The sequence below is a fragment of the Eubacterium sp. AF15-50 genome, assembly GCF_934835595.1.
GTDB lineage: Bacteria > Bacillota > Clostridia > Lachnospirales > Lachnospiraceae > Eubacterium_G > Eubacterium_G segne.
In genome coordinates, this window is sequence record NZ_CAKVZL010000017.1 from 16,264 (window position 1) to 29,997 (window position 13,734).

12 protein-coding genes are annotated in these 13,734 nt (G+C 36.2%); 10 read left to right on the forward strand and 2 right to left on the reverse strand.

Annotated elements, in window-relative coordinates; translation table 11 throughout:
• Window positions 1–154 precede the first annotated feature (154 nt).
• The gene (nth, locus tag Q5O73_RS03610; RefSeq protein ID WP_186840650.1) at window positions 155–787 is read right to left on the reverse strand and encodes an endonuclease III; all 633 of its coding nucleotides are present in this window, start codon (window positions 785–787) and stop codon (window positions 155–157) included.
• 117 nt (window positions 788–904) lie between these two features.
• On the opposite strand from nth, the gene Q5O73_RS03615 reads away from it, so the two are divergent.
• Complete coding sequence (locus Q5O73_RS03615; RefSeq protein ID WP_186840651.1) at window positions 905–1,828, forward strand: Precorrin-6B methylase 2; 924 nt, start codon at window positions 905–907, stop codon at window positions 1,826–1,828.
• Window positions 1,829–2,460: 632 nt separating this feature from the next.
• Here the strand turns inward: Q5O73_RS03615 and Q5O73_RS03620 are convergent.
• Window positions 2,461–3,435: a biotin--[acetyl-CoA-carboxylase] ligase gene (locus Q5O73_RS03620; RefSeq protein ID WP_021952487.1), complete on the reverse strand. Its 975-nt coding sequence runs from the start codon at window positions 3,433–3,435 to the stop codon at window positions 2,461–2,463.
• 166 nt (window positions 3,436–3,601) lie between these two features.
• On the opposite strand from Q5O73_RS03620, the gene Q5O73_RS03625 reads away from it, so the two are divergent.
• From Q5O73_RS03625 to ppdK, 9 genes are all read left to right on the forward strand, one after another.
• On the forward strand, window positions 3,602–4,171 hold the full coding sequence (locus tag Q5O73_RS03625; protein WP_021952486.1) for a biotin transporter BioY: 570 nt from the start codon (window positions 3,602–3,604) through the stop codon (window positions 4,169–4,171).
• Window positions 4,172–4,313: 142 nt separating this feature from the next.
• The gene (locus Q5O73_RS03630) at window positions 4,314–7,289 is read left to right on the forward strand and encodes an insulinase family protein (protein WP_186840653.1); all 2,976 of its coding nucleotides are present in this window, start codon (window positions 4,314–4,316) and stop codon (window positions 7,287–7,289) included.
• Between the two features lie 10 nt (window positions 7,290–7,299).
• A complete protein-coding gene (gene era / locus Q5O73_RS03635) occupies window positions 7,300–8,214 on the forward strand; it encodes a GTPase Era (RefSeq protein WP_118589032.1) in 915 nt (304 codons plus the stop codon).
• Between the two features lie 143 nt (window positions 8,215–8,357).
• Window positions 8,358–8,552, forward strand: a complete 195-nt coding sequence (locus tag Q5O73_RS03640; protein WP_021952482.1) for a hypothetical protein — start codon at window positions 8,358–8,360, stop codon at window positions 8,550–8,552.
• A complete protein-coding gene (recO, locus tag Q5O73_RS03645; protein ID WP_302669049.1) occupies window positions 8,497–9,228 on the forward strand; it encodes a DNA repair protein RecO in 732 nt (243 codons plus the stop codon). Before Q5O73_RS03640 ends, recO begins: the two co-directional genes overlap by 56 nt.
• A 108-nt stretch (window positions 9,229–9,336) precedes the next feature.
• Window positions 9,337–9,972, forward strand: a complete 636-nt coding sequence (locus tag Q5O73_RS03650; protein ID WP_021952480.1) for a hypothetical protein — start codon at window positions 9,337–9,339, stop codon at window positions 9,970–9,972.
• 56 nt (window positions 9,973–10,028) lie between these two features.
• Window positions 10,029–11,426 (forward strand): glycine--tRNA ligase, encoded by a 1,398-nt coding sequence (locus Q5O73_RS03655; protein ID WP_021952479.1) that lies wholly within the window; start codon window positions 10,029–10,031, stop codon window positions 11,424–11,426.
• A 174-nt stretch (window positions 11,427–11,600) separates the two neighbouring features.
• On the forward strand, window positions 11,601–11,768 hold the full coding sequence (locus tag Q5O73_RS03660) for a hypothetical protein (protein ID WP_302669050.1): 168 nt from the start codon (window positions 11,601–11,603) through the stop codon (window positions 11,766–11,768).
• Window positions 11,769–11,989: 221 nt separating this feature from the next.
• Window positions 11,990–13,734 (forward strand): pyruvate, phosphate dikinase (ppdK, locus tag Q5O73_RS03665; protein WP_302669051.1); only part of this gene is annotated, 1,745 nt, incomplete at its 3' end.

A 13,734-nucleotide genomic window follows, 5' to 3' on the forward strand; every position in this document is an offset into this window, starting at 1 on the left:
GCAAGAGTCATAAAAACTGTTGTCAGAAAGAGCTATTCAGGTAAGTGGAGCAAGCCTAAAAAAGTAACAATAAAAATAATAATTAATCAATAAAATAACCGGTAAGGTGTGACATATTTTTGATATGTACATACTTTACCGGTTTTCATTTAAGTTAAATCCTTTTTTTACAAATATCATTTAGGCAACATCTGTTGCAGTGAGGAGTGGTTCTGGCAGTACATACTTCCCTGCCATGATACACAAGACGGTGACAAAAGTCGCTGCCTTCTTCGCCGGGAATGATTTTCCAAAGTGCCATTTCAACTTTTTTCGGTTCCTTTATTCCATCCACTAATCCCATACGGTTGGTAAGTCGGATGCAATGGGTATCTGTAACAATGGCAGGCTTCCCATAAACATCACCCATTATAAGATTAGCACTTTTACGGCCAACTCCCGGAAGCTTCAACAAATCCTCCATATTGTCAGGTACCTTGCAATCAAAGTCATCTCTCAACATTTTCATGCAAAGACTTATATCCCGGGCTTTACTTTTCCCTAATCCACAGGGACGGACTATTTTTTCTATTTCTTCTACAGGGGCTTCAGCAATAGCATCAATAGTAGGATATTTTTTATATAAATCAGGGACGATTTTATTTACCCGCTCATCAGTGCACTGGGCAGCAAGACGGACACTTATTAAAAGCTTCCATGCATCCTTATAGTCTAAGGTACAGGAGGCATCAGGATATTCCTTTTTTAAACGATTAATAATTTCCAAAGCAAGCTGTTTTTTTGTCATTTTTTTAATCCTTTCAAATATATCATTTACATATTATAGCATATTTTTTCTTGCTACACATTGATTTAGTGATATAATATTTCTATAAGTTTGAACGGAGACAAGGAGGATACTAAAATGGATAATAATATAGAAAAATCCTGTGTGGAATTTTCTACATCACAGATGCTTAAATGGATGGAATATGTTGCAGATATGCAGGGGGTAACACCTGAAAAAATCAAGCTTCTTAATACTTGCGGAAAAAGGAGAAATGTTCTTGCAACAATAGCAACTCATAAGAGAATTTTAATTTTTGCTGATGAAACTCATCCTAATATGTTATATAAATGCTGGGAAGCAGGCTATGGCGACTATGAAATGTATTTTGGAAAGGGATATGAGCCTGGAGAAATGAAGCACTGTAAGGTAAGCGACATGATGGATGATGAGTTGTCAGGTCCTACGGTTATTTTCATTGTTAATGAAAATACCAGAGAATCAATGATTTTTGGAATAAAAAATGAAAACTTCTCATCAGGTACCGTTAAATATGTAGGTCACGAAATAAGGTCTGTTATTATGAATAAGTTAGAGCTGGATGTTAGTGACACAGCCCTTATTGTAAGTGGTGAAAGTATAGTAATAGAGGCTTCAATGGTGGCATATGAAGGAGTAATTATTGCAGCAGAAAGAGATGCAGGTTCCCTTCGCTCCATGGAAGAGAATGCGTCTAAGTTTGGAGTTCACAATGTTGAAATCGTTTCTGACTTAAAGGTGGAAACATTGGAGAAGCTTCCGGTGCCAAGAATTGCATTTATAGTAGCAACAAAGCAGGATATTGAAAGTGATATTGTAAACTTATTAAAAATTAATCCAAACATTAAGATTATTGTTTATACCTTAGAACTTGATATATTAGCAGACATTAAATACTTAATGAAAAAACATGGAGTTAATGTTACGGAAGTAATGCAGATATCAGTTTCAAAAACAGACAAAAACAGTATTTTTGTTGCACAGCCGTCACCTTGGATGATAACCGGAGAGGTTACGCAATGAAATAAACATAAAAAATATAAAAATAGCACAAAATATATTGACATCACATATACAAAATGTTAACATGCATATAACGATATGAGGCAACACAGGCAACGTATTATTCAAAACATATGTCAGGTATGGATTTGCGCACATAATTTCACATACTAATGTACATATGCTTCCTTATGTTTTAGGCGTGTATTGCCCTATCAGTTATATTGTGAACAGGGGGTGGAAATATGGATTTAAATTTCAAGTCCGGATTTTTCTGACGATGACGTGTTAACATGACGTTATGTCAAAAGAGCTATGGTATTTCCCGGAAGTATCCAGGGATTATACTTTTATTTTTTAATTTGTCATATTGAAACTTAGACGGTATTCTGTCAGCCATTTCGACAGGCTATGTCGGAGAATGTGTAAAAATACTTCCTTGATATAGAGCCTATGGCTTTTGTTATATTCAACAGTTCTATATCTTTAACACCTTATATATATTTATAGTGTATACATATTAATTTCATACTAAGTGTCTTATTGTATGGTAGGGCATATTATTGACAGAAAAGGTCCAAAGTTTTACCGGTATGGTTTTAGGTAATTAAATCCGTACCGGTTTTTTGTATTTAGCCTTAAAGGTAGATGATTTATTTGATTTTAATGCTTACTTCCCCAGATGAAAGCCATTTCTCGCTACCATCTTCATATTCTACCTTTAATCGGCAGTCTCTGTCGATTTCTTTGGCAGTAACAGGTATTTTATCATCACCGTTTACAATATAAATTCTTCGTCCAATAAGCATGGAACGTTTAATGTATTCATCCACGTAGGATTTTTTGTCAAAATTTTCATAATAGTCCATAAAATAATCCAAAAGATGGGCTATAAGGATACTTCTTTTATTAACCGTATCGGTATTGCTGTCAAAAACCGCAGTGGCTATATCATTAATGTTATCAGGAAATCCACCGTCAGGATAGCAAATGTTAATTCCTATTCCTACAATGGCATAATCTAATTTTCCCGTTTCAATATTAAAGGAAGCTTCAGTTAATATTCCACAAACTTTTTTATCAGATATATATATATCATTAACCCATTTAATGTCAGCTTTTTTATCTGAAACATCTTCAATGGCTTTGGCAGTGGCAACGGCAGCAGAAGTAGTAAGAAACAGTGATTCCCCTGCCGGAATGTCAGGGCGGACTAAAATGCTTAAATATATTCCGGTTTTTGATGGAGAATAAAAATTCTTTCCCATGCGCCCTTTTCCGGCAGTCTGTTCCTGAGAAATTATTACGGTTCCGTGAGGTGCCCCCTGAGCTGCCTGCTCCTTTAAAACATCATTAGTGGACGAAATTGTGTCATATACAGTTATGTTAAGGCCGTCGTGGTTTAAATGCTGCTTTATGCTCCAGGATGAAAGAATGTCATTATCCATGTTAAGACAATATCCTTTATTAGGAACAGCAGAAATACGGTATCCACTTTTCTCTAAGGACTTAATTGCCTTCCATACGGCATTTCTGCTGACACCTAATGCAGCTGCCAGTTCACTGCCTGAAAAATAAGTTCCTTTATTATCTTCTAATTGTTTTAATACCTGATCTTTTACCTTCATGTTCGCCTCCAAAAGCAAGTTGTAATGCATTAAGTATAGCATTTTATTAATTTAAAAACAATAAAGCTGAAAAGAAATGTGAACCTAAAAAATAAAATGGTTGACAAATAGAGCTATATGAAATAAAATGGTGACGTTTGAATAATAAAAAAGAGAGGATAAAAATATGCAGACACAAAAAGAAAAGTTGTTTTCAACACAAAACATGGTTTTAATAGCAATATTTACGGCTTTAATAGTAGTATGTTCATGGATAAGAGTTCCGGTTCAGCCGGTTCCATTTACCCTTCAGACATTTGCAGTTTTCGTAACTGCCGGATTGCTGGGGTCAAAGAGAGGAACAATCTCAGTTATAGTTTACATACTGTTAGGAATTATAGGCGTTCCGGTTTTTGCAGGTCAGGTAAAATCAGGACCGTCAGTTATAGCAGGACCAACAGGGGGATATATTGTGGGATTTATATTTACGGCAATTGTTACAGGATTAATTGTTGAAAAAGCTGCTAACAAATTAGAGGGAGTGGCAAAAATCGCAGTTACCGCATTAGCAATGCTTGTAGGAGATGTAATATGTTTTGCCATAGGAACAATATGGTTCATGATTTTAATGAAAAACGGATTAGTTGCAACATTGGGACTTTGCGTATTCCCATACATAATACCTGATATAATTAAAATAATTGTTGCAGTAATAATTGTAGACAGAATGAAAAAATATGTAAGATATTTTGATTAATTTTAAATAGGTTTTAAAAAGCTGCTGCTTTGGTGATATGAAATCATCAGGCAGCAGCTTTTCTTATGGATAGATAAGTTAAATTATGGTAATATAGATATTGTAGGTTTTTAATGATTTTGGGGGAGACTTATATATTTTTATGAAAGGTAAGAAAAGAATGGTTAAAGATATTATTGAAAAAAATAAATCCATATACGAAAAAGATGCATATGAAGTAGTGATAAATAAGTATATTGAAGAAATTAATTCTGATGCATGGCTTTTAAAACATAAAAAAACCGGGGCGAGAATTGTATTATTGTCAAATGAGGATGACAACAAGGTTTTTAACATAGGCTTCAGAACACCGGTAAACAATGACACAGGTGTGCCTCATATTATAGAACATACGGTTTTATGTGGCTCAAAAAATTTCCCTTTAAGAGATCCTTTTATGGAACTGGTAAAGGGGTCACTTAATACATTTCTTAATGCCATGACTTATCCTGACAGAACGGTATATCCGGTGGCAAGCTACAATGATAAGGATTTTAAAAATCTTATGCACATATATATGGATGCGGTTTTTAATCCAAATATTTATAAAACAGATAAAATTTTCAAACAGGAAGGCTGGCATTATGAGCTTAATGACGAAAATGAGCCTTTAGAAATTAACGGCATTGTTTACAATGAAATGAAGGGTGTGTATTCCTCTATAGACGGAATTGCTTCCCGTGTAACAGCTCAATCATTGTTCCCGGATACAACATATCAGTATGAATCCGGTGGCGACCCAGAGCATATTCCGGAGCTTACTTATGAGGAATATCTTGATTTCCATAGAAGATATTATCATCCGTCAAACAGCTTTATTTATCTCTACGGCGACATGGATATGAGTGAAAGATTGGACTGGATTGATGAAAATTATCTTGGGAAATATGACAAATTGGACATTGATTCTAGTATTGAACATCAAAGTTCGTTTGATAAAACATATGAGATTGTAAAGGAATATGCCATTTCCGATAATGAAATAGAAGAAGAAAGTGCAATGCTTACATCAAATTATGTTATAGGAGACAACCTTGACGCAAAACTTATGCTGGCGTTTAAGGTACTTAAATATGCAATAATGGATATAGAGGGAGCTCCTCTTAAACAGGCAATTATAGATGCAGGTATTGGAAAGGCAGTGACAGGCTCTATGGATGACGACATACTTCAGCCTGTATACAGCATTGTGGTAAAGGGTGCTAATAAGGATGACAAGGACAGGTTCCTTCAGGTAGTTCAGGACACATTAGAGAAAATAGTAGAAAATGGCATTGATAAAACAACACTTCTTGCAGGTCTTAACAGCATTGAGTTTGACACAAAGGAATCTGATTTTGGAAGCATTCCAAAGGGACTTATGTGGGGACTGGATGTTATGGCAAGCTGGATTTATGATGATGAGAAACCATTTATTCACTTAGAGACAAACAAAATTTTCGATGAGTTAAGAAAGAATATTGAAGGTAATTATTTTGAAGAACTTCTTACAAAATATCTTATAAATAATACACATCATTCTGTAGTGGTTCTGGCACCGAAAAAGGGGCTTACAGAGGAAAAAGAATCTAGGTTAATGGAAAGTCTTCAGGCAAAAAAGGCAGGTTTGTCTAAGGAAGAGATTGAGAAGATAATTACTGAAACCCGTGAATTAGAGGAGTTTCAAAAGACACCATCTACTCAGGAAGAATTAGAAACTATTCCTCTTTTGGAGATTTCAGACATTAATAAAAATCCGAGACCTCTTATTAGTAAAAAAAGTCAGGTGGAAAATATTACGGTGCTTCACAGTGATATTTTTACTAACGGTATTGGATATGTGGATATAGCCTTTGACTGCTCACGGATGCCTGAAAAGTACCACCAATACATTGGTCTTTTGAAGTATCTTTTGACATACATGGATACAGACAGAGACTATATGGAATTAAATATGGATATAGATTTGAATTTAGGTGGTCTGGCCTTTGACACAGGTTTATATGTAAGTCAAAGTGAGAATAAAATTAAATTAAACACTGAAATTCACTTCAAGGCTCTTAATGAGAATATTAAGATTGCATATGAAATCATTAACGAAGTAATTTTGAAAACAAAGTTTGACAATGAGAAGCGTCTTAAAGAATTACTTGAAGAGTTAAAACTTAGAATGAACAGAAGAATAGTAAGCAGTGGTGACAGTGTGGCAAGGCTTAGGGCAATGTCATATTATTCAAAGGCATATTATTTAAGAGACCAAATCGCCGGACTGGCATTTTATGAGTTTATAAGTGACATTGTTGATAATTTTAATGAGAAAAAAGATAAAGTTATAGCAATGCTTTATGACACTGTGAAAAAAGTGTTTGTTAAGGATAATATGATTCTTAACTTTGCAGGTGATGGCGAAAACTTTGAAAAAGTAAAAGAATATACTGTAGACCTTAAGAAAAATATGTTTGACAGTTCAGATGATTTTAAGGAGCAGTTTGACGGCTGGAAGTTTGTTCCACAGCAGAAAAACGAGGCCATTGTAACATCAGGTCAGGTTCAATATGTAACTATGGCAGGAAATTATAATGACGAAGGTGAGAAGGAAGAGTACGATGGAAGCTTTTTTGTTCTGGGAAATATTATGAGAAATAAATATTTATGGAATAATATCAGAGAAAAAGGCGGAGCATACGGATGTAATTGTGTTATTGGAAAAACAGGAGACGGTTTCTTTAGCTCATACAGGGATCCGAAGCTTAAGGAGTCAGTTGAGGTATATAAGAAGGCACCTGAATTTATAGAAAATTTCAACGTGGATGAGCGTGAAATGCGCAAGTATATTATCGGCACAATCAGTCTTCTTGATACACCACTAAATGCAGCTGATATAAGCGGAAGGGAATTTACTAATTATATGGCAGGGGTGCCCTACGAGTCCCTTTGTAAAACAAGACTTAAGGTTTTGGCAACAACACCGGAGGACATAAGAAATCTGGCACCAAAGGTTAAAAAGATAATAGACAGAAACAATATCTGCGTTGTGGGAAGCAAAAGTGCCATAGAAGGTTCTAGGGAGTTATTTAAGGAAATTAAAGAATTAAGATAAGAGGTATAAAATGGATTCAGGAAAGAATACGAAGTTTAAATCGGGTTTTGTGGCACTTATTGGAAGACCAAATGTTGGAAAGTCAACATTAATGAATCAGATTATCGGACAGAAGATTGCCATAACATCAAATAAACCACAGACTACAAGAAATAAAATTCAGACTGTTTATACATGTGATGAAGGTCAGATTGTATTTTTAGACACACCGGGTATTCACAAGGCGAAAAACAAGCTTGGAGAGTATATGGTAAATGTGGCTGAAAAAACATTAAAGGAAGTTGATTTAATTATGTGGCTGGTGGAACCGGACACCTTTATTGGAGCAGGGGAACAGCATATTGCCCAGCAACTTAAAGGAATAGGAGTTCCGGTTATTCTTGTTATTAACAAGACAGACACCGTAAAACAGGAAGAGATTCTTACATTTATAGATGCATATAGAAAAATATATGATTTTGATGAAATAATACCTGCATCAGCCTTAAGAGGCAAAAATGTTGATGTTGTTATTGAACAGATTTTCAAATATCTGCCGGAAGGCCCACAGTATTATGATGAAGATACAGTGACAGACCAGCCTATGAGACAAATTGTGGCGGAGTTAATCAGGGAGAAAGCTCTTCATGCATTAAATGAAGAAGTCCCTCACGGAATTGCCGTTACTATTGAAAAAATGAAGAAGCGTACAAAGACTGACATTGTGGATATTGAGGCAACAATAATATGTGAAAGAGAATCACACAAGGGCATTATTATTGGCAAAAAAGGCAGCATGTTAAAGAAAATCGGAACAAATGCCAGATATGAAATAGAAAAACAGCTGGAAATGAAAGTAAATCTTCAGCTTTGGGTAAAGGTTAGAAAAGATTGGCGTGACAGCGAACTTCTTATGAAAAATTACGGTTATATAAATGAGAAGTAGTTGTTAAATGAATTAACAATTGGTCTTTCCAGTTTTTTCTTTGAAGAAATCAGTATACAAATAATCTCATGGGAGAACCTAATCTTATCACTTAAACAGGTGAAAAAAGCAATTTGATAATTGCAGTATTACGGAGGGATAAGATGGATAATTTAAACAGTTGGAAGGTTTTTGAAGCAACAGGTAAGATTGAAGATTATTTGAAATATGCTGATGAGAGAAGAATAAATAAAGCACGGGAAAGCTTTATTGCAAGGATAAAGGACACAGAAGGAAAAGAAGATGGTAGAAACAGTAACGGCGCTGGGGATGGTAATATCTTCAATGGCTATAGGTGAATACGATAAGAGATTAGTTATAATTACAAAGGAATTTGGAAAAATAACAGCTTTCGCCCGTGGTGCAAGAAAACCTAACAGTCCGTTTCTAGGAGGAAGCCAGCCTATGGCTTTTGGTGAATTTACCTTATACCGGGGACGGAACGCCTATACGGTAACCGGAAAGAAAATTAGCGATTATTTCAGCAATACCAAGACAGACATTGACAGCATGTACATGGGAATGTATTTTCTTGAACTGGCAGGATACTATGGAAGAGAAGGAATAGAGGCCTCTGAAACTTTAAAACTTTTATATATGGCAATGAAAGCTTTAACTAAAAACAGGATTCCTGTTGACTTAATACGTTGTATATATGAGCTTAAAACCTTGGTTATAAACGGAGAGTACCCCAACGTTTTCTCCTGTGGTAATTGTGGAGAGAAGCAGGAACTTGATTATTTTGATATAAACCGTAATACAATGGTATGTAAAAAGTGTCACGGAAAGGTACCGGATAATGAGATAATAACAGATTCCACGGTGTATGCACTGCAATTTATTGTAGTTACTCCTGTAGATAAATTGTTTTCCTTTACAGTTACAGATATAGTTTTGAAACAGCTAAAACATATTATTGGTTCATACATGGATAAAGTGATAGACAAAAAGTTCAATTCGTTGGAATTTTTGTAAATTTTTTATGCAAAATATGTATTGAAATAATGGTGGTTTGCGTTTAAAATTGTAATCTAGGTGATACTGTTTATAAGGTATTTGCCAAATATCAGGAGGAATGAACAGATGAAGCATATTAACAAAAAGTTAGCAGCTCTTTTTCTTGTGCTGGTGGTAGCTGTTGGAGCTACGGCGTGTGGAAGCACAATAGGTGATATGGATATTGCCAAGGGCGAGAGTGCAGTTTACATACAGGAAGATGGAAAGGTATCTTACGGTGTTGCGGAAAAGTTTGACAAGGACTATTACGACGAAAGTAAGCTTGAAGATACCATAAACAAAGAAGTGGCAGATTATAACGACGGGAAGAAAGCTTCCGTGAAAAATGCCATTACGGTAGATACATTCAAGGTTAAAAGCGATGTGGCAACATTAGTTCTTGAATTTGCTACAACATATGATTTTTCAACTTACATTAAAGAATACAATAAGGTTGAAAGCAATGAGTTTTTCATGGGAAAGATAGCGGACAATTCTGATTGCAAAATAAAAGGTGATTTTACTTCACCGGATAAGAAAAAAGATGCCACAACCAAGGAAATCAAGGCTATGGAAGATGCCAATATCCTTATTATTAAAGGAAAATATAAGGTTCAGTTAGATGAGGATGTTAAGTATATCAGTTCAAATTGCAGTGTGGATGATGATGGAATAGTAACCACTGATGATTCTGATGAAAATTTAAGTTATATTGTATATTAAAAATAATACTGAAAGTATTTGATAAAATCTAAATTATATTAAGGAGAGATGTAATAATGGAAAAGACAATGGATAAGATAGTTGCATTGGCAAAAAGCAGAGGATTTGTATATCCAGGATCAGAAATTTACGGAGGTCTTGCTAATACATGGGACTACGGAAATCTTGGAGTTGAACTTAAAAACAATGTAAAAAAGGCGTGGTGGAAGAAGTTTGTTCAGGAAAATCCATACAATGTAGGTGTTGACTGTGCTATTCTTATGAACCCACAGACATGGGTTGCATCAGGACATTTAGGAGGATTCTCAGACCCGTTAATGGATTGTAAGGAATGTCATGAAAGATTCAGAGCTGACAAGCTTATTGAAGATTATATGGATGAGCATGGTATCCAGGCTGAAGAGTCTATTGATGCATGGTCTCATGAACAGATGGCTTCATACATAGAAGATAATAATATTTGCTGTCCATCCTGTGGAAAGCATAATTTTACAGATATACGTGAATTTAACCTTATGTTTAAGACATTTCAGGGAGTTACTGAGGATGCAAAGAATACAGTATACTTAAGACCTGAAACAGCACAGGGTATTTTCGTAAACTTCAAGAACGTTCAAAGAACATCAAGAAAGAAAATTCCATTTGGTATCGGACAGATTGGTAAGTCTTTCAGAAATGAAATTACACCGGGTAACTTCACTTTCAGAACAAGAGAATTTGAACAGATGGAACTTGAATTTTTCTGTGAACCGGGAACAGACCTTGACTGGTTCCAGTATTGGAGAGGTTTCTGCCGTGACTGGTTATTAAACCTTGGTATTAAAGAAGATGAAATGAGACTTAGAGATCATTCACCTGAAGAATTATGTTTCTACTCAAAAGGAACAACTGATATTGAATTTTTATTCCCATTTGGATGGGGAGAACTTTGGGGCATTGCAGACAGAACAGATTATGACCTTACTCAGCATCAGAATTTATCAAAAGAAGATTTAACATATTTTGATGATGAAAAGCATGAAAGATATGTTCCATACGTTATCGAGCCGTCACTTGGTGCAGATAGAGTCACATTGGCATTCCTTTGCTCAGCATATGACGAGGAGAACATCGGTACAGAAGAAAAACCGGATATGAGAACTGTGTTACATTTCCATCCGGCTATTGCACCTGTAAAGATTGGTGTACTTCCATTGTCAAAGAAGTTAAACGAAGGAGCAGAAAAAGTATTCGCACAGCTTAGCAAGTATTATAACTGCGAATTTGATGACAGAGGAGCAATTGGAAAGAGATATCGTCGTCAGGATGAAATAGGAACACCGTTCTGTGTAACATATGATTTTGATTCAGAAGAAGACGGTGCCGTAACAGTTCGTGACAGAGATACAATGAAGCAGGAAAGAATAAAAATTGAAGACCTTAAGGCATACTTTGAGGAGAAAATGGATTTCTAATCAGGTATAAATTAATCTAATCAAACGGGAAAGAACTTGGAAGGTTTTGGAAATATTTTGAAAAGAGGTATTTTCATGGAACCGATAATGCGAGTAGTGCAGACTGCATAGGGCTCAAAGGAGTTTTGGAAGGAATTAGACCCGTATGAATTAAGAGATTATTATAGTTTCCGAATGAATACAGTGGTTGTGGTTCAAAGCGAACTAAGCAGAGTACACAAACTGGCAGTTACAGTTGACGGAAAAAGAATTAATACAGAAGTACCTCCACACTCAATAACAACATTTATTGTGGAGACAGATAAGAATTTTATTAGGAAAAACCTATGGCTTTTAAACTAAAAACAGCGTTCTCTCTTGACTATAAGGCGCTGTATGTTATAATTGTTCCGTAGGTGCTAGTGCGCCCTTTTTCTGCGTGACTACATAGAAAGAGACATTTATTGAACATATTTTATCCGGAAAACAGGGCAACACCAAAAATCGATTGTATGAGCTGGTAAGGAATGCCATTCTACAGCTCATGACATACAATACTTATTATTTATTAGGAGGAAGAACAGATGGCAAACAAATGGGTGTACCTTTTTAGCGAAGGTAATGCTAACATGCGTGAGCTCCTCGGTGGTAAAGGTGCAAACCTTGCAGAAATGACAGGTTTAGGTCTTCCTGTACCACAGGGATTCACAATCACAACAGAAGCTTGTACTCAGTATTATGAGGACGGAAGAGAAATCAATGATGAAATCCAGGGACAGATTAACGAATACATCGTTAAAATGGAAGAAATCACAGGTAAGAAGTTCGGAGATAAGGAAAATCCTCTCCTCGTATCTGTTCGTTCAGGAGCTAGAGCTTCTATGCCGGGTATGATGGATACTATCCTTAACCTTGGTCTTAACGAGACAGTTGTTAATACAATTGCTGAAAAGTCAGGAAATGCTCGTTGGGCTTGGGACTGCTACAGAAGATTTATTCAGATGTATTCTGACGTAGTTATGGAAGTTGGTAAGAAATACTTTGAAGAACTTATCGACAAGATGAAAGCTGATAGAGGTGTTCAGCAGGACGTAGAACTCACAGCTGATGACTTAAAGGAATTAGCAGCACAGTTCAAGGCTGAATACAAAGAAAAAATCGGTGAAGACTTCCCAGATGATCCTAAGGAACAGTTAATGGGAGCTATTAAGGCCGTATTTAGATCATGGGACAACCCACGTGCTAACGTTTACCGTCGTGACAACGATATCCCTTATTCATGGGGAACAGCTGTTAACGTACAGTCAATGGCATTTGGTAACATGGGTGATGACTGTGGTACAGGTGTTGCATTTACAAGAGATCCAGCAACTGGTGAGAAGAAGCTTATGGGTGAGTTCTTAAAGAACGCTCAGGGTGAAGACGTTGTTGCCGGTGTTAGAACACCAATGCCAATCGCTCAGATGGAACAGGAATTCCCAGAAGCATTCGCTGACTTTGTAAAGGTTTGTGAAACACTTGAAAACCATTACAGAGATATGCAGGATATGGAATTTACAGTTGAAAACAGAAAATTATATATGTTACAGACAAGAAATGGTAAGAGAACAGCTCAGGCTGCTTTACAGATTGCTTGTGACCTTGTTGATGAAGGCATGAGAACAGAAGAAGAAGCTGTAGCTATGATCGATCCTAGAAACTTAGATACATTACTTCACCCACAGTTTGATGCTGCTGCTCTTAAGGCTGCTACACCAGCTGGTAAGGGACTTGGAGCTTCACCTGGAGCTGCTTGTGGTAAGGTTGTATTTACAGCTGATGATGCTGTTGAATGGAATGCTAAGGGAGAAAAGGTTGTTTTAGTTCGTCTTGAAACATCTCCTGAAGACATTACAGGAATGAAGGCTTCACAGGGTATCTTAACAGTACGTGGTGGTATGACATCTCACGCAGCCGTTGTTGCTCGTGGTATGGGTACATGCTGTGTATCAGGTTGTGGTGATATCGCTATGGACGAAGCTAACAAGAAGTTCACATTAGCTGGAAAAGAATATCACGAAGGAGATTACATCTCAATTGATGGTTCAACAGGTAACATTTACGATGGTATCATCCCTACAGTTGATGCTACAATCGCAGGCACATTTGGACGTATCATGGGATGGGCTGATAAATATAGAACACTTAAGGTTAGAACAAATGCTGATACACCAGCTGATGCTAAGAAAGCTAGAGAACTTGGTGCAGAAGGTATCGGTCTTTGCCGTACAGAGCATATGTTCTTTGAAGAAGACAGAATTGCAGCTTTCAGAGAAATGATTTGTTCAGA

Bases quoted from the DNA above. Each gene is read 5' to 3' on its own strand.
- Q5O73_RS03630 (WP_186840653.1), top strand. From the start codon at position 4,314: ATGAAAGGTAAGAAAAGAATGGTTAAAGATATTATTGAAAAAAATAAA.
- Q5O73_RS03655 (WP_021952479.1), top strand. From the start codon at position 10,029: ATGGAAAAGACAATGGATAAGATAGTTGCATTGGCAAAAAGCAGAGGA.
- Q5O73_RS03640 (WP_021952482.1), top strand. From the start codon at position 8,358: ATGGATAATTTAAACAGTTGGAAGGTTTTTGAAGCAACAGGTAAGATT.
- Q5O73_RS03660 (WP_302669050.1), top strand. From the start codon at position 11,601: ATGAATACAGTGGTTGTGGTTCAAAGCGAACTAAGCAGAGTACACAAA.
- Q5O73_RS03620 (WP_021952487.1), bottom strand. From the start codon at position 3,435: ATGAAGGTAAAAGATCAGGTATTAAAACAATTAGAAGATAATAAAGGA.
- Q5O73_RS03625 (WP_021952486.1), top strand. From the start codon at position 3,602: ATGCAGACACAAAAAGAAAAGTTGTTTTCAACACAAAACATGGTTTTA.
- nth (WP_186840650.1), bottom strand. From the start codon at position 787: ATGACAAAAAAACAGCTTGCTTTGGAAATTATTAATCGTTTAAAAAAG.
- recO (WP_302669049.1), top strand. From the start codon at position 8,497: ATGGTAGAAACAGTAACGGCGCTGGGGATGGTAATATCTTCAATGGCT.
- Q5O73_RS03650 (WP_021952480.1), top strand. From the start codon at position 9,337: ATGAAGCATATTAACAAAAAGTTAGCAGCTCTTTTTCTTGTGCTGGTG.
- Q5O73_RS03615 (WP_186840651.1), top strand. From the start codon at position 905: ATGGATAATAATATAGAAAAATCCTGTGTGGAATTTTCTACATCACAG.
- era (WP_118589032.1), top strand. From the start codon at position 7,300: ATGGATTCAGGAAAGAATACGAAGTTTAAATCGGGTTTTGTGGCACTT.